General features: G+C 65.8%; 20 protein-coding genes. 10 read left to right on the top strand and 10 right to left on the bottom strand.

Annotated elements, in window-relative coordinates:
- Nucleotides 1–46 precede the first annotated feature (46 nt).
- On the bottom strand, nt 47–427 hold the full coding sequence (locus tag FMZ75_RS04140; protein ID WP_166141418.1) for a DUF2946 family protein: 381 nt from the start codon (nt 425–427) through the stop codon (nt 47–49).
- 109 nt (nt 428–536) lie between these two features.
- On the opposite strand from FMZ75_RS04140, the gene FMZ75_RS04135 reads away from it, so the two are divergent.
- The 8 genes from FMZ75_RS04135 (at nt 537) to FMZ75_RS04100 (ending at nt 5,572) form a co-directional block, all read left to right on the top strand.
- Nucleotides 537–953: a DUF2946 family protein gene (locus FMZ75_RS04135; protein WP_142862729.1), complete on the top strand. Its 417-nt coding sequence runs from the start codon at nt 537–539 to the stop codon at nt 951–953.
- Between the two features lie 179 nt (nt 954–1,132).
- The gene (locus tag FMZ75_RS04130) at nt 1,133–1,774 is read left to right on the top strand and encodes a MotA/TolQ/ExbB proton channel family protein (protein WP_108915335.1); all 642 of its coding nucleotides are present in this window, start codon (nt 1,133–1,135) and stop codon (nt 1,772–1,774) included.
- The gene (locus FMZ75_RS04125) at nt 1,774–2,286 is read left to right on the top strand and encodes a biopolymer transporter ExbD (RefSeq protein WP_142862730.1); all 513 of its coding nucleotides are present in this window, start codon (nt 1,774–1,776) and stop codon (nt 2,284–2,286) included. Before FMZ75_RS04130 ends, FMZ75_RS04125 begins: the two co-directional genes overlap by 1 nt.
- Nucleotides 2,283–2,996, top strand: a complete 714-nt coding sequence (locus FMZ75_RS04120) for a hypothetical protein (protein ID WP_142862731.1) — start codon at nt 2,283–2,285, stop codon at nt 2,994–2,996. Before FMZ75_RS04125 ends, FMZ75_RS04120 begins: the two co-directional genes overlap by 4 nt.
- Nucleotides 2,997–3,021: 25 nt before the next feature.
- Complete coding sequence (locus tag FMZ75_RS04115; protein WP_142862732.1) at nt 3,022–3,534, top strand: energy transducer TonB; 513 nt, start codon at nt 3,022–3,024, stop codon at nt 3,532–3,534.
- Between the two features lie 15 nt (nt 3,535–3,549).
- Nucleotides 3,550–3,762, top strand: a complete 213-nt coding sequence (locus FMZ75_RS04110; RefSeq protein ID WP_166141417.1) for a hypothetical protein — start codon at nt 3,550–3,552, stop codon at nt 3,760–3,762.
- A gap of 101 nt (nt 3,763–3,863) precedes the next feature.
- The gene (locus tag FMZ75_RS04105; RefSeq protein WP_166141416.1) at nt 3,864–4,223 is read left to right on the top strand and encodes an energy transducer TonB; all 360 of its coding nucleotides are present in this window, start codon (nt 3,864–3,866) and stop codon (nt 4,221–4,223) included.
- Between the two features lie 65 nt (nt 4,224–4,288).
- Entirely contained in the window at nt 4,289–5,572 is a 1,284-nt protein-coding gene (locus FMZ75_RS04100) for a sialidase family protein (protein WP_166141415.1), read from the top strand.
- A 19-nt stretch (nt 5,573–5,591) separates the two neighbouring features.
- Here the strand turns inward: FMZ75_RS04100 and FMZ75_RS04095 are convergent, their stop codons facing one another.
- The 5 genes from FMZ75_RS04095 to FMZ75_RS04075 form a co-directional block, all read right to left on the bottom strand.
- The gene (locus FMZ75_RS04095) at nt 5,592–6,134 is read right to left on the bottom strand and encodes a transcription termination/antitermination protein NusG (protein WP_166141414.1); all 543 of its coding nucleotides are present in this window, start codon (nt 6,132–6,134) and stop codon (nt 5,592–5,594) included.
- A 296-nt stretch (nt 6,135–6,430) separates the two neighbouring features.
- Nucleotides 6,431–8,749 (bottom strand): ATP-dependent helicase, encoded by a 2,319-nt coding sequence (locus FMZ75_RS04090; protein ID WP_207783271.1) that lies wholly within the window; start codon nt 8,747–8,749, stop codon nt 6,431–6,433.
- Between the two features lie 125 nt (nt 8,750–8,874).
- Nucleotides 8,875–9,666, bottom strand: a complete 792-nt coding sequence (locus FMZ75_RS04085) for a DNA-binding domain-containing protein (protein WP_142862739.1) — start codon at nt 9,664–9,666, stop codon at nt 8,875–8,877.
- Nucleotides 9,663–10,508 carry a DUF692 domain-containing protein gene (locus FMZ75_RS04080; RefSeq protein ID WP_142862740.1) on the bottom strand — a complete coding sequence of 282 codons (846 nt, stop codon included), beginning with the start codon at nt 10,506–10,508 and terminating at the stop codon, nt 9,663–9,665. Before FMZ75_RS04080 ends, FMZ75_RS04085 begins: the two co-directional genes overlap by 4 nt.
- 86 nt (nt 10,509–10,594) lie before the next feature.
- Entirely contained in the window at nt 10,595–10,825 is a 231-nt protein-coding gene (locus FMZ75_RS04075; protein WP_108915593.1) for a hypothetical protein, read from the bottom strand.
- A 134-nt stretch (nt 10,826–10,959) separates the two neighbouring features.
- Between FMZ75_RS04075 and FMZ75_RS04070 the strand changes: the two genes are divergently transcribed.
- Complete coding sequence (locus FMZ75_RS04070; protein WP_166141413.1) at nt 10,960–11,127, top strand: hypothetical protein; 168 nt, start codon at nt 10,960–10,962, stop codon at nt 11,125–11,127.
- 134 nt (nt 11,128–11,261) lie between these two features.
- Here the strand turns inward: FMZ75_RS04070 and FMZ75_RS04065 are convergent, their stop codons facing one another.
- The 3 genes from FMZ75_RS04065 to moaA form a co-directional block, all read right to left on the bottom strand.
- Nucleotides 11,262–12,137 (bottom strand): NAD(P)-dependent oxidoreductase, encoded by an 876-nt coding sequence (locus tag FMZ75_RS04065; protein WP_166141412.1) that lies wholly within the window; start codon nt 12,135–12,137, stop codon nt 11,262–11,264.
- Nucleotides 12,138–12,200: 63 nt separating this feature from the next.
- Nucleotides 12,201–12,968 carry a transporter substrate-binding domain-containing protein gene (locus FMZ75_RS04060; protein ID WP_166141411.1) on the bottom strand — a complete coding sequence of 256 codons (768 nt, stop codon included), beginning with the start codon at nt 12,966–12,968 and terminating at the stop codon, nt 12,201–12,203.
- A complete protein-coding gene (gene moaA, locus FMZ75_RS04055; protein WP_166141410.1) occupies nt 12,965–14,005 on the bottom strand; it encodes a GTP 3',8-cyclase MoaA in 1,041 nt (346 codons plus the stop codon). The genes FMZ75_RS04060 and moaA overlap by 4 nt, the downstream gene beginning before the upstream one ends.
- 139 nt (nt 14,006–14,144) lie before the next feature.
- Between moaA and FMZ75_RS04050 the strand changes: the two genes are divergently transcribed.
- Complete coding sequence (locus FMZ75_RS04050; protein ID WP_166141409.1) at nt 14,145–14,522, top strand: gamma-butyrobetaine hydroxylase-like domain-containing protein; 378 nt, start codon at nt 14,145–14,147, stop codon at nt 14,520–14,522.
- A 57-nt stretch (nt 14,523–14,579) separates the two neighbouring features.
- On the opposite strand, the gene FMZ75_RS04045 is transcribed toward FMZ75_RS04050, so the two are convergent.
- Nucleotides 14,580–15,164, bottom strand: a complete 585-nt coding sequence (locus FMZ75_RS04045; protein ID WP_246728757.1) for a L,D-transpeptidase — start codon at nt 15,162–15,164, stop codon at nt 14,580–14,582.
- Nucleotides 15,165–15,389: the final 225 nt, after the last annotated feature.

Here is a 15,389-nt window from a genome sequence, read left to right as displayed (position 1 = left end):
GGGCGCGCGTCGAATTGCGGCGCTCGCGCGCCGCGGTCATGTCGCGTCAGGAAAAGGAGGGGGAGGCGCGGGTCGGCGCGTTGCTGTCGTCGCGCGAGAAGGGAATGGCGGCGAATATCGTGGACGGGCGCGTCGTCGCCGCGCGCAAAGGCGGCGCGCCGACCCGCTCGGCGAGAGCGAGAAACGGGAGGCCGCCGGCGCCGAGCTCGCAAAAGCCGCAAGCTCCGTGCCGATGCGATGGATCGCTTTTGCGCGTGGGCTCGCCGCGATCGCTCGCCGCGGAAGCAGCGCTCGCCACGACATGGGCGACGACGCAGAGCCTCGTCGCCTCGCCGCCCGCGACATGCGTGCGCGCTCCGCCGAGAGGCGCGCTCAGCGCCTGACCCAGCAGTGCGAAAAGGAAGAGGAGCTTGGCGACCGCCGCCATCGCGCGCGTTGACTCTACCGATTAACCAGACGCGAATTAGCGCGCTCTTCCAAATAAATCCAAGATCCCGCAGATTGTCAGAAGTTAAAAAATCCATTAAGAGACATTTATGTCACACACGGGGGGCCAGCGCATAGAACTGCGGGCGATCTGCGCGATCGCCGCCGTTTTCGCGCTCGTTTTCGCTCTCCTCGTTTCCGGCGCGCCGCATCGGCTTTCGAGCGCCGCCGCCGATGGACGCGCGGGCGATCAGATCGTCCGCGGCGTGTGCCATGACGCGCTCACGGATGCGAATGTCGGAACGCCGGGCCGGCCTATGAAGAAAGGGGCGAATTGCCCCTGCTGCCTCGCCGCGCATTCCGGTCCGGCCGTGCTGCCCGACCGCATTTCCGCCGCCCTCCGCCGGGAGGTCGCGGCGCAGCCTGCCGTCTATCGAGTCTTCGCCGCCGCGCGGCCGCCTTTCGCTCTGTCGCAGGCGGTCAATGGCGCAAGGGCGCCGCCCGCCGGTCCGCTCGCTCTCTCCTGACGACAGGCGGGTTCCGCGCCGCTGGCGCGCGGGATCGGCGAAGACGGGCTTCGACGGAGCGTCCTCTTCCCTCGCGGACGGGACATTGCCGTTGGACGAACAAAATCACAAGCAACAACAATCTGCTGATCCGCGGCGGGCGCCGTGAGATCGGGGAACCCCAAGCGCGAGTGCGTCCTATGGAATACGGCTCAATTTCTCCTGTCACCATGTTCATCAACGCCGGCCCGGTAGGCAAGGTCGTGATGGCCGTCCTGCTCTTGGCCTCGGTATGGACCTGGGTGCTCATCGTCGAAGGCGTCGTCGCCTCCGTTCGCATCGGCAAGGCGGCGCGGATCGCGCGCTCGGGCGGGCCGGCCGGCCTGCTCGCGCCCATAGAGGCGGCGGGCGAACATGCCGCGGGCTTCGACCTTCCGGGCGAGTCGATCGGCGAGAAGCGCGAGCGCGTCGCCGAGATCATGAGCCGCGTCGGCCGCGAGCTGATGACCAAGGCGGAGGGCGGCTTGCCCAATCTCGCCGTCATTTCCTCGGTCGCGCCTTTCGTCGGCCTGTTCGGCACGGTGTGGGGCATTATGACGAGCTTCGCCGGCATCGCCCAATCGCAGGACACCAGCCTCGCTGTGGTCGCGCCGGGCATCGCCGAGGCGCTCGCCGCCACCGCCTATGGCCTCGCGGCCGCCATTCCCGCCTCGGTCGGCTATAACCGCATCGGCGCCTCCTTCTCGCGCGCCGGCCAGCAGGTCGCTCATTATGTCGAGGACAAGGCGCTCGCCGTCACCAGCGGCCACATCGTCGCCTCCAGAAAGCGGGAGGCTGCGTGATGGCCGGACTTCCGACGCGCTTCAAGAGCGGCGACAGCCTCTATCAGCCGCTCTCCGAGATAAATGTGACGCCGCTCGTCGACGTCATGCTGGTGCTGCTCATCATCTTCATGGTGACGGCGCCTCTGCTCGCCAAGGGCATGAAGGTCAATCTCCCGCAGTCCAAGGCGGCGCAGCCGCTCAATCCCAAGGAGCCGATCGTCGTCGCCGTCTCCAAGGACGGCAAGGTGGCGCTCGGCGCCGATGAAGTGTCGGCCGACGCGCTGGTCGACGGCATCAAGGCGATGATGGGCTCCGACACGAGCCGCATCGTTCATGTTCGCGGCGACAAGGAGGCCAATTACGGCGAGGTGATCGCCGTGATGGACAAATTGGCGACCAATGGCATCACCCATATCGCCATACTCACCGACTCGCGGCCCAAGGGCGCAGCGGCTGCGACGCCTGCCGCCTCCGCTCCTGCGGCCCCGGCTCCTGCGGCGGCGGTCCCAGCGGGAGGGGCGACGAAATGACGGATGCGATCCTCTCATCCTTCGAAAGCGGCGGAACCTCCATGGGCGATCCACCCTCCGTCAAGCCGGCGTGGCTGCGGCCGGCGAGCGTCGCGGGCGTGGTCGTCGCCCATGCGGCGGTCGGCTGGCTGCTGCTGAAACTGGCGGTGCCGAGCATCGCCAGCCTCGACTCGGTCAGCATGGAGCTCATCCCGCAGGGCGACTTCTTCGAATCGCAAGAAGTGAGCGCCGCGGAGGAAGAGCCGCCGCCGCCCGAGGAGATCGAGCAGCCCGATCTCGCCATTCCGCCGCCGCAAGTGATGGCGCCCGATGCGCCGTCGCTGCCGCAGCAGAAAGAGATCGTCGAGAAGAAAAAGAAAATCGTCGAGAAAAAGCGCGAGGTCGACCACGACAAGAAGCGCGAGGCGCAGGCGAAGCGCCGCATCGGCGCGCCGGAAGGCCAATCGCAGAGCGAGGGCATGTCGCAGAGCGCCTATAAGGCGATGCTCAGGAGAGCGATCCTAGAGCATACGCCGGGAAGCTCGGCGCTCGGCGAGGGAACCGCGCAGTGCTCCTTCCATGTGACGGCGGGCGGCAGCATCTCCAGCATTTCCGCGACCGGCTCGTCACCCGCCCACGCCGCGCTGGCGCGGCGCATATTGGCCTCCGTCCACGCCCCGCCGCCGCCCGGCGGAGCCTTTTTCGCGAGCCAGAATTTTCATTTCCACTGATCCGAAGACATATCGAGGACGTCCTATGAGAAAGATCGCTCTTGCAATAGCGGCCGGCCTGATCGCTGGCCCCGCCTATGCGGTGGAGAATGCAGCGCCGATATCGGCCGCCGCTCCCGCCGAGACCCCCACCGCCGCTCCCTCCGCCGCCGAACCTTCCCCTGCTGCTGCGCCCGCCGAGAGCAAGCCCAGGGCGGCCAAAGCCGAGACGCACGACAAGAGCAAGGACGCGGACAAAGACAAGAGCAAGGACAGAAAGCAAGCCGAGAAGGCGAAGCCCGCCGTCTCGAGGCAGGCCTATGTCAAGCTGCTCGCCGCGGAGATCAAGCGCCATGCGCCAAAGTCCTCGGAGGCGCAGACCGGCTCGATCCATGTCGCCTTCACCATCGGCTCCGCCGGCCGCGTCGTGTCGCACAAGGTGCAGAGCGCGTCCAATCCCGCGCTCGAGCCTGTCGTCACGCATATACTCGCTGCGGTCCGCACCGTGCCGCCGCCCGGCGGCTCCTTTTCCGCGGTGCAGGAATTCAACTTCCACTGATCGGCGGAAAGGCTAATGAAATCCCCGACCCTCGCGATAGCGTTCACACTCTGCGCGGGGGCCGCCCTCGGCGGCGAGCCGAAGCATTCGACCGTTTATGTCCTTCTCGTAAAGGGCGTGCTGGACCGGCAGACTTTTCCGGCGCCGCATCCCGCAGGACGGGTCGACGCCGAGATCGAGATAGGCGCGGACGCCTGCGGGGTTCCGATGCGCGCCTCGTGGCGTTGACGCGCGACAGGCTGGCGCGGGTCAGCCTGTCGCGCGTCAACGCCACGAGGACAATACCGCCTGCGTTATCGTTTCGTTTTCGTGCGTGAAGGACAGGCCAGATGAGACGCTCGATCTTTGTTCTCGCTTTTTCACTCTTCGCCATCGCGGCGCAGGCCGCCGGCGACGCCAATGGCCCGGCTCCCGCCGCGCCGACCCCTTCGGGCCTCTCGCAGAGCAAGTTCCTCGGCTTGCTCTATAGCGAGATCGCCAAGCGCACGCCGATGACGAGTCCCGCCGGGCCCGGCTCGGCGACGGCCAGCTTCCACATCGACGCCGCGGGCAAGGTCGACAAGGTGACGATCGCCCAATCGAGCAGCCCGAAACATGCGGAGATCGTCCGCAAAATCCTCACCGGCCTCGAGACTCCGCCGCCGCCCGGCGGCTTCTTCGAAGGATCGCAGAGGTTCAACTTCCACTGACCCGGGGATGGCAATTCTCCATTCCGTCGAGCAGATTTTCGGCTTCCGCTGAGAAAGACATCGCCATGAAACGCGCCGCGCTCGCTCTGCTGTCCCTTCTCGCCGCTTCGAGCGCGCTCGCGCAGGAGAAAGAAGCGGAGAAAGGCGCCCGAGAGAAAATGGGCCGGATGGCCCATGCCGCGGCGCCCGCCTGCGCCGATCCGCTTCCCAGATGCGCGGTCAGCGCGACGCCGTCCTTCGGCGCCGATGGGCGGCTGTGGCTGACCTATTCCGTCGCCGGCAAGGTCTATGGCGCAATGTCTCGCGACAATGGCAAGAGCTTCGCGCCGCCTTTCGTCATAGCGGCGCCGGCGGGAACGCTCGACGACAATGGCGAGGCGCGGCCCAAGATCGTCGCTCTGGCCGATGGGACCTTGCTGGCGAGCTACACCACGCGGCCCGAGAAAAGTTACGAAGGCACGGTCTTCGTCACGCGCTCGACCGACGAGGGCCGGAGCTTCGCGCCGCCGCAGCCGCTCGTCGACGACAAGGGTCAGCGCTTCGAGACCTTCATCCTCGGCCCCAAAGGGCGCCTCTTCGCCGCCTGGCTCGACAAGCGCGACGCCGCCAGAGCGAAAGCCGCCGGCGAGAGCTTCGAGGGCAGCGGCATAGCGGTCGCATGGTCCGATGATGCGGGCAAAAGCTTTTCCGGCAAGAGCATTCTGCTCGATCACAGCTGCGAATGCTGCCGCATCGGCGCGGCGCTCGATCGCGACGGCCAGCCCGTCTTCGTCTGGCGGCATGTGTTCGAGAATAATCGCCGCGACCATATGGCCGCCAAGCTCTCCGCCGACGGCAAGACGCTGACCGGCGCGCGCGTCAGCCTCGACGATTGGGCGACGAGCTGCCCGCATCAGGGCCCGGCCCTGGCGATCGACGCCGCCGGGCGCTGGCATATCGCCTGGTTCACGCGCGGCAAGACGCGCCAGGGCCTCTTCTATGCGCGCAGCGAGGATGGCGGCAAGAGCTTCTCCGAGCCCGAGCGCATCGGCGACGCCGAGCGAGCCCCGCAGCGCCCGCAGCTGCTCGCCTCCGGCGGCGCGCTCTATCGCGCCTGGAAGGAGTTCGACGGAACGACGACGACGATCCTCGCGCAGATATCGCGCGACGGCGGCAAGAGCTTCGACGCGCCGCGCGCGCTCGCGCAGACCGCGGAGGCTTCCGATCATCCTCTGCTCGTCGAGAGCAGAGGCGTCGTCTATCTCTCCTGGCTGACGCATGAGGAGGGCTATCGGCTGATCCCGCTGCAGCGCGACCATGCGCGAGCGCCCGCGCGCAACGCGACCGCGGGACTCGCGACGAAACATTGAGCGGCGCCGACGCCGATCGTCAGCAGGCGACGAGCTGCGTCTGCGTCACTTTGACCTTTACGGGTCGATTGAGCAATTCCATCAGAACGACGATGCGATCACGCTCGTTCATTTCGACGATCGTCGCGACGAAATCATGGAAGGCTCCGCCGGCGATGCGAACCTTCTGGCCGATCTCGAAGGCTTGCTCCGGCTTGGCGATCAAGCCGTCGATCTCTCTCGATCTGAGAGTCTCGACGAAATCCGACGGAAGGAAGCTCGGTCGATCGCCCAGGCGAACGAGCGTTCTCACGCCGAATGTCGAGCAGATCGGCGCCCATCGCGACTGCGGTGTCATCTCGACGAAAATATAGCCCGGAAACAAAGGCCGGGGGACGTCCTGCGTGCGGCGCGCATGTCGGACGCGCTTGAGCGCCAATGGGCAATAGGCGTGATATTGCTGACGCTGGAGATTTTCGAGCGCGACACGCTCTTGATGGGGCCGCGTGTTCACGACGACCCAACCATGCGCGCGGTGCGGGAAATCGATTTCGACAGTATCTCTTCCGACCAATGACGCCATGACAAACCTCGACTGCTTCTGCAATGCGGCGACGCCCCGAGCCGCTACCGATGCGGAGAGCCTGCGTCGGTTCGGACGATGCGATCGAAATTTCAAAAAGACGCAGCCGTTCGCTGCGCCGGGCGGCGAGACGTCGATACTCCTTTGCATGAGAGAGCCCAGGAACCGGTCGTGACGAGCCGCGGCGCGATTGAAATCGTCGTGATCGCCCCGCTTTCCGTTCACGTAATGTGGCGATCATATACGGCCGAATCCGGCTCTGTAAATTGCCGGAATAAGCCTATGACTTGTGGCGATCACGTAGGTTCGACGAAGCTCTCCAGCACCATTTTGCGTCCGGCTTTGTCGAAATCGACCTGCAGCTTGTTGCCGTCCACATTGGCCACTGTGCCGGGCCCGAATTTCTGGTGGAACACGCGCGCGCCCGCCACGAAGCGCGCGCTGGCGGAGGATTTCGCCAGCACTTCGCCTTCGATCATCGGCGGCGTGCGGCGCGCGGGCTTGCTCGCGCCGCTCTCGCGCGCGGTCTGCGCGCGCTTCCAGCCCGGCGTCGAATAGCTCGAGCCATAGCTGTCCATATTGGCGAAGCGCGAGACGCCGTAAGAGCCGTATTGCGAGCCGCCGGAGGCTTCTTTCACCTCGACATTGGCGGCCGGCAGATCATCGAGGAAACGCGAGGGCAAAGTCGTTTGCCACAGGCCGTGAATGCGCCGATTGGTGGCGAAGAAAATCTTCAATCGCCGCTTGGCGCGGGTAATGCCCACATAGGCGAGGCGGCGCTCTTCCTCGAGGCCGGCGCGGCCGCTGTCGTCCAGCGAGCGCTGATGCGGGAACAGCCCCTCCTCCCAGCCGGGCAGATAGACGGTCTCGAATTCGAGCCCCTTGGCGCCATGCAGCGTCATGATCGACACGCGCCGCTGATCGGCGGATTCATCCGTCTCCATCACCAGCGACACATGCTCGAGAAATCCCGCGAGATCGGGGAATTCCTCCATGGCGCGCACCAGCTCTTTCAAATTCTCGAGCCGGCCCGCAGCCTCCGGCGTCTTGTCGTCGCGCCACATTTGCGTATAGCCGGATTCGTCCAGCACCATTTCGGCGAGCTCGTTCTGCGGCGTCGTCTCGATGAGGCTGCGCCAGCGATCGAAATCGGCGATCAGCGTGCGCAACGTCGCGCGCGGCTTGGGCTTCAGCTCCTCCGTCTCCACGATCACGCGCGCCGCCTGCATCAGCGGCGCGCTCTCGCGGCGCGAATATTCGTGCAGCACTTGCAGAGTGGCGTCGCCCAATCCGCGCTTGGGCGTGTTGACGATGCGCTCGAAGGCGAGATCGTCGAAAGGCTGCGCGACGCAGCGCAGATAGGCGAGCGCGTCGCGTATCTCCAGCCGCTCATAGAAGCGCGGGCCGCCGATCACGCGATAGGGCAGGCCGAGCGTGATGAAGCGCTCCTCGAACTCGCGCATCTGGAACGAGGCGCGCACGAGAATGGCGATCTCCTCGAGATCATGCCCCTTGCGCTGCAATTGCTCTATGTCTTCGCCGATGGCGCGCGCTTCTTCCTCGCTGTCCCAGACGCCGGTGACGGTCGGCTTCTCGCCATCGGCGCCTTCGGTGAAAAGCGTCTTGCCGAGCCGTCCCTCATTGCGCGCGATGAGATGCGAGGCCGCCGCGAGAATATGCCCCGTGGAGCGATAATTGCGCTCCAGCCGCACGATTTTCGCGCCGGGAAAATCCTTCTCGAAGCGCAGAATATTCTCCACCTCGGCGCCGCGCCAACCGTACACGCTCTGATCGTCGTCGCCGACGCAGCAGACATTGTGCCGCCCCTGGGCGATGAGGCGCAGCCAGAGATATTGCGCTGTGTTGGTGTCCTGATATTCGTCGACGAGAATATATTTGAAGCGCTGCCGATATTCGTCGAGCACATCGGCGTTCTCGCGAAAGAGCCGCAGCGTCTCGAGCAGAAGATCACCGAAATCGACGGCGTTCAGCACCTTCAAGCGCTCCTGATAGAGCGCATAGAGCTTCTTGCCCTTGCCATCGGCGAAGCTCTGCGCCTCGCCCGCGGGAACATGATCCGGCGAAAGTCCTCTGTTCTTCCAGGCGTCGATCTGATGCGCCAGCGCGCGCGGCGGCCAGCGCTTGTCGTCGATATTCTCGGCCTGCAGAACCTGTTTGAGCAGGCGGATCTGATCGTCGGTGTCGAGAATGGTGAAATTGGATTTGAGCCCCGCCAGCTCGGCATGGCGGCGCAGGATTTTCGCGCTGATCGCGTGAAACGTGCCGAGCCATTGCAGCGCCTCGGCGCCGGGGCCGGCCAAGCTCTCGATGCGCTCGCGCATTTCGCGCGCGGCCTTGTTGGTGAAGGTGACGGCGAGGATTTCCCACGGCCGCGCCCGCCCGCTGGAGAGAATATGCGCGATGCGCGTCGTCAGCACGCGCGTCTTGCCTGTGCCGGCGCCGGCGAGCACCAGCAGCGGGCCGTCGATGGTCTCGACGGCGGCGCGCTGCTCTGGGTTCAGCGCCTCCAGAAAGCGCCCGCGTCCGGCGAGCGCCGCGGCGCGCGCGGCGACGCCGCCCTCGAGCGGGGTGAAATCTTCCGGCGCTGGTGACAAGGCGATTCTCCTTCGAAGCGCGGAGAATACAGGAGAACGGAAGGCGAATCACCGCCCGATTGGCGATATGCCCCCAAATGTGGAGACCGCAAAGCGCGACCGTCGCGGCTCGAAAGGCTGCGCCGTCAGCCCTCCTCGCGCGCCTTTGCGCCCACCACCAGCCCTTCCTGGAACCAGCCGGTGAGCATTTGCGCGAGGCGCTCCGGCGAGGCGTCCGCGAGATCGCGGAAGGCGGCCATTTGGCAGATGTCGCCGAAAGCGTGACCTTCCATCGCCAGCGACAGCGCCATGAATTCGTCCGCCTCCAGCGGGCAATGCACGGAGTCGAGATCGGCGCGCCAGATCGCGACATGGCCGCGGCCTTCGCCCGGCGGCGGCAGGTCCTGCTGCTCCATCGCCGCCTCATGCGTCGCGATCGTCCCTTCCTCCAGCTCCAGCAATATGAGGCTCGGGTGAAAGGCGAAGGAGAGGCGCGGCCATTGCTCGGGCGCGAAGGCGGCCAGCTCCTCGATCGGCAGAGCTTCGGCGTCGGGCGCGTCGAAAGCGTCGGTGAGCGCGCGCTCGAACATTGCGAGGTCGATCGCCCGCGCATTGTCGCGCCAAGCGTCCTGCTCGCGCAGGAAGTCGGGAAAGCGCGTCGTGTACCAGCGGGCGTTGCGCTCGCGCGAGGGCTGCGCGCCGATATAGGCGTCGGCGAGCGCGTCGAAGGCCGCTTCGCCGATGAGCGCGCGAAGGGCGGGGAAATCCGCCGCGAGAAATTCGGCGAGCCGCGCGTGATAGGCGTTCACATAGACGCCGAACAGCGTGGTGCGGTCGGCCTGACGCGAATTCTTCACCGATTCGAGAATGCGCGCGCCATCCTCGGCGCCGGCCAGCACGCCGGCCTGGAACATGGCCTGCAGATCGGCGAGCCTCATGCGGCGCTCCGCGTGTTTTCGGCGTCTATGCGGGCGGCGATCTCGCGCATATGGCCGAGTTCGGCGAGCAATTCGTCGAAAGGCGGAAAATTATCGTCGCGCTCGATCATCGTCGAGACGGCGCCGAAGCGTCGCCGCGCACGCTCATAGAGCGCCCACACTTCGTCGCAGACCGGCTGGTCATGCGTGTCGATGCGATGCGTGCCATTGTCGGTATGGCCGGCCATATGAAATTGCGCGACGCGATCGGGATCTATCGTGTCGATGAACTCATTGGCGTCGAAGCCGTGATTGAAGCCCGAGACGAAGACATTGTTGACGTCGAGCAGCAGCAGGCAGTCGGCGCGGCGCGCCAGCTCGTTGACGAAGGTCCATTCGCTCATCTCGGATTCGCGAAAGGCGACATAGGTGGAGGCGTTCTCGACGACCAGCCGGCGGCCGAGGAAATCCTGCACGCGCATCACGCGCTCGGCGACATGAGCGAGCGCTTCCTCCGTATAAGGAATCGGCAGGAGATCATGCAGCGTCACGCCATGCACGCCGGTCCAGGCGAGATGATCGGAGACCCAAGCGGGCTCGATGCGCTCGGCGAGGGCTTTCAATTCGCTCAGATAGTCGAAGTCGAGCGGATCGGTAGAGGCGAGCGACATTGCGACGCCATGCATGACGATCGGATAATCGGCGCGCACGCGCTCCAGCATGGCGGTCGGCCGGCCGCCGCCCACCATGTAATTTTCCGAGATGATCTCGAACCAGTCGACCGCGGGGCGGGTCGAGAGAATTTCGTCGTAATAGATCGGCCTCAGTCCGAGGCCGTGTCCCAAAGCGGGGGGTCTGGTCATGTCTCGCGCTCCACCTGCTCTTTCGCGTCGCCCCCGCCGCGAGATCGATCGCGCCCGACATCGGCGCGATCGACGGTTTCGACCTTTCAGCGGCCGGCGCAGGAGCCCTTGGCGCTGCAAGAAGCCTTATGGCTCTTCTTGTGCTTGCAGACGCCCTTCTTGGTCATGCACTTCGTCTTGCCGCCGCAATGGCCTTTTTCCATATTGCAGACATGTTTGGAATGCTTGGCGGAGGCCTGCGTCGAAACGCCGCCCGCGAGCGCCAGCGCGATAGCGGCCGCGGCGATGGTCGAGCCCGAAACGATCTTGGCTTTCATTTTTTTCTCCTTTTTCGCGCGCCGCCCGCGGGCGGCGCGCGCGACCCGGTTTTCCAGGGCCGGGCGGGACCATAACACTCGCGGAACGATTTGAAACGCCGCTTCGATTCCGCTCGCGGCGGCGGTTTCCCGGCATGGTCGACAGTTCCGCTTCCCATTCTTCCCGCGGCCGCCCGGTCGGGGCCGGCGGCAGCGCGGCGGCGGCCGGGCATGGCGCCATGACGGCGGAGCAGGCGATGCAGGATTATGTTCTCGTCGTGAACGCCTGCCTCGAGCGCCGGGGCTATCTGCTGCTGCGCTAGAGTATCCAGCCGCAGTGAACGCCGGTTCGGCGTTGGAAACGCGTCAAAACAAAGGCCTAGAGTCTTTCCCTGTTTCGATGAAACACGGATGCGAAGCGGTTTTTCGGAAAAGAGCATGAGAATTCGAGCGCGCGCTATTTGCGCAGCCGCGCCATGAGGCTCGACGTGTCCCAGCGTCGGCCTCCCATTTTCTCCACCTCGGCGTAGAATTGGTCCACGAGCGCGGCGACCGGCAGGCTGGCGCCATTGCGGCGCGCCTCGGCGAAGCAGATGCCGAGGTCCTTGCGCATCCATTCGACCGCGAAGCCGAAATCATATTCGCCGGCCAGCATGGTCTTGTGGCGATTCTCCATCTGCCAGGATTGCGCCGCGCCATTCTTGATGAGATCGACGACCGCGGCGCCGTCGAGCCCGGCGCGGGTCGCGAAATCCAGCGCTTCCGCGAGTCCCTGGACGAGGCCGGCGATGCAGATCTGATTGACCATTTTGGTGAGCTGTCCGGCGCCGGGCGGCCCCATCAGCCGGCAGGCGCGCGCATAGGCCGCGACCACCGGCTCGATACGGGCGAAATCCTCCGCGTCGCCGCCGCACATCACGGTGAGCGCGCCATTCTCGGCGCCCGATTGGCCGCCGGAGATCGGCGCGTCGATGAATCCGAAGCCGGCCTGTTTCGCGTGCGAATAGAGCTCACGCGCCACCTCCGCCGAGGCGGTGGTGTGATCGACGAAGACCGCGCCGGCTTTCAGCGCGTGAAAGGCGCCGTCCGCGCCGATCGCGACCTGGCGCAGATCATCGTCATTGCCGACGCAGGAGAAGACGAAATCCGCGCCCTCGGCGGCGAGGCGCGGCGTCGGCGCCGTCTTCGCGGAAAATTGCGCGGCGAAACGCGCGGCCTTCTCCGGCGTGCGATTGTAGACGACGACTTTGCGCCCGCCGCACGTGGCGAGATGGCCGGCCATCGGATAGCCCATCACGCCCAATCCGATGAAAGCGACGGTCGGCTCGGTCATTGGTCGGTCCTCTCGGGTGAGATGCGCGTGCGAGAAAGCGAGGCGGAGGCCGGCCGCTTCCCGTCAGCGTATGTCGAAATCGAAATATTTGCTGCGGATCGTGCGATAGGTTCCGTCATTGACGATGGCGTCGAGCGCCGCGTCTATGGCGCTCTTCAAGGCTATATCGCCTTTGCGCAGGCCGAAGCCGAAGCCGCCGCCGAAATAGGCGGCGTCCGGCGGCAGATCGGCGACGATGCGGCAGCAGCGCCCCTCCTTGCGCTCGCGCAGAAAATCGACGGCGGCGAGCTTGTCCTCGGCGACGATGTCGACGCGGCCCTCGGCGAGGTCCAGCATGGCGGCTTCGAGCGTCGCATAGCGCTGCACCTCGCTTCCCTCGAGCTTGTCCTCGGCGTAGGCCTGCTGGGCGCTGTCCGCGACGACGCCGATGCGCTGGCCCCGCAGCGCCTTCGGCTCCGCGCTGGCGAGCGCCGACTGCCGCTGCGCGATCAGCGCCGAGGGCGTATGCGCATAGGGCTTGGAGAAGGCGATCTTGCGCAGCCGGTCGTCGTTTATCTCCATGGCGGAGGCGACGAGATCATATTGCTTGCTCTCGAGCCCGGAGATCAGGCTCTCCCACTCTTGCGTGACGAAGACGCAATCGGCCTCGATCCGCCGGCAGATTTCGCGCGTCAGCTCGATCTCGAAGCCGGCGAGCTGATTATTGGCGTCGAGATAGTTGAAGGGCGGCCGCGCGCCCTCGCTGGCGACGCGCAAATGGCGCGGCTCGGCGGCGGCCGGCGCGAAGTGGAGGGCGATCGTCGCCGCGGCGAGGACGAAGCGCCGGCTCATCCCCCGGTCGTGCTCATATGCCGCGCGACGGCAGGCGCCCGCGTGGCCCGGTCGATGACGAAATCATGGCCCTTGGGCTTGCGGGCGATGGCCTCGTCTATGGCGGCGTTGAGCGAGACGTCGCTCGGATCGGCGCGCAGCGGGGCGCGCAGATCGGCGGCGTCCTCCTGGCCGAGGCACATGAACAGCGTGCCGGTGCAGGTGACGCGCACACGATTGCAGGATTCGCAGAAATTATGCGAGAGCGGCGTGATGAAGCCGACGCGCCCGCCGGTCTCGGCGACGCGCATATAGCGGGCCGGGCCGCCGCTGCGATAGTCGATCTCCGCCAGGGTGAAGCGCTCGGCGAGACGCTCGCGCACCAGGGTGAGCGGGACATATTGATCGATGCGCTCGCCGCCATCGATCTCGCCGAGCGGCATCACCTCGATGAAAGTCATATCCATGCCGCGCTCATGGGCGAAACGCGTCAGAGCGACGAATTCGTCCTCATTGACGCCCTTCAGCGCCACGGCGTTGAGCTTCACGGAAAGACCGGCGCGCAGCGCGGCGTCGATTCCGGCGAGCACGCGCGCATGATCGCCGGTGCGCGTCAATTGTCGGAAACGCTCCGCATCGAGCGTGTCGAGCGAGACATTGATGCGATTGACGCCGCAATCGGCGAGCGCTCGCGCGAAACGCTCGAGCTGCGAGCCATTGGTGGTGAGCGTCAGCTCTTCCAGCCGGCCGGAGAGGAGATGGCGGGACAAGCGCTCGAACAGCGAGAGAATGTCGCGCCGCATCAAGGGCTCGCCGCCGGTGATGCGCAGCTTGCGGGTTCCCCGCTCGATGAAGGCGGCGCAGAGACGGTCGAGCTCCTCCAGCGTCAGCAGATCGCGGCGGGGCAAAAATTGCATGTGCTCGGACATGCAGTAGACGCAGCGGAAATCGCAACGATCCGTGACCGAAACGCGCAGGTAGGAAATGGCCCGTCCGAACGGGTCGAGAAGCGGCGCGGGGGCCGTCGGATCATAGGCGATTTTCGGATGCGGATTCATATAGTCGACCGTTTGCGGCGTCCCGTCCGGCGTATAGGGTCCCGAGAGGGTTCCTATATATTGACGGAATGGCCGCGCGTGAAGCCCCGAGTGACGAGTGGAGAGGGCGGGCGGGCGACGAGCCGAGCGGGAGAAGGATATGGCCGACGCGGATATATGGCCGAGCGAGATACGCCTCATGGAAGAGGGGCGCAAGCTCAAGGTGAGCTTCGAGGATGGCGCGAGCTATGATCTCTCCGCCGAGCATTTGCGGGTGCGCAGCCCCTCGGCCGAGGTGCAGGGCCATTCGCCGGAGGAGCGCAAGACGGTCGGTGGCAAGCGCAATGTCGCCATAATCGGCGTCGAGCCGGTGGGCCATTACGCCGTGCGGCTCGATTTCGACGATCTGCACAATACGGGCATCTACACCTGGGGCTATCTCTACGAGCTCGGCGCCGGCGGCGCGGCGGATTTCGCGGCCTATGAACAGGAGCTCGCGGAAAAGGGCCTCGATCGGGATCGGCCCGGCGAGCGATAAAAAAATGCGCGCCGGACCCTTGCGGGCCTCGGCGCGCGATTTTTACGTGTTTGGAGATCAGCGGTTGACGATGACCCGCGCGCCGACGCGCACGCGCTCGTAGAGATCGACGACATCCTCATTGGTCATGCGGATGCAGCCGGAGGAGACCGCCTGGCCGATGGTCTCCGGCTCGTTGGAGCCGTGGATGCGGTAGAGCGAGCCGCCGAGATACATGGCGCGCGCGCCGAGCGGATTGGCGAGCCCGCCCTGCATGTGGCGCGGCAGGTCGGGACGTCGGCGCAGCATTTGCGCCGGCGGCGTCCAAGCCGGCCATTCGCGCTTGCTGGAGACGACGCGCGTGCCGGTCCATTCGAAGCCCGGCCGGCCGACGCCGACGCCATAGCGGATCGCCTGATTATTGCCGAGCACGTAATAGAGCCGCCGCTCATTGGTCGAAACGACGATGGTGCCCGGCGAATAGCCGCCGGGATAGGACACGATCTCGCGGGCGACGGCGGTCGCCTGCGGCCGGCCGTCGGCCGGCTGCTGTTGTCCACGCGGACTCAAATCGAACAATCCGGCCAAGCCCCCTGTTTCGTACGCAGACCCGGCCGAGCAACTCGTGAATAAAATGCACAGAGCAACTGCGATACGCCGCATGAGCTTCCCCCATTCGCCTCAGTGACAACAATCGAGCGGCCGCGGCCGCTGGCGCGACCGCGTTGCGAGGCCGGATGTCGGATCCGGCGTCGTTTCTTCGCACGCCCTCGCTCGAGGCGAAAGCGCGCGGGATGATCGTTTAGACTCTCGCGGCGACGAAGCGATTGCGGCGGAGCCGTCGCCCTCGGGCGCGCCGGAGCCCGGCGCGCCTCGTCGACTCGCGGA

Source organism: Methylosinus sp. RM1, assembly GCF_011378635.1.
Lineage (GTDB): Bacteria > Pseudomonadota > Alphaproteobacteria > Rhizobiales > Beijerinckiaceae > Methylosinus > Methylosinus sporium.
Note: the sequence above shows the minus strand (reverse complement) of the source record. Positions and strands in the feature narration are given on the sequence as shown.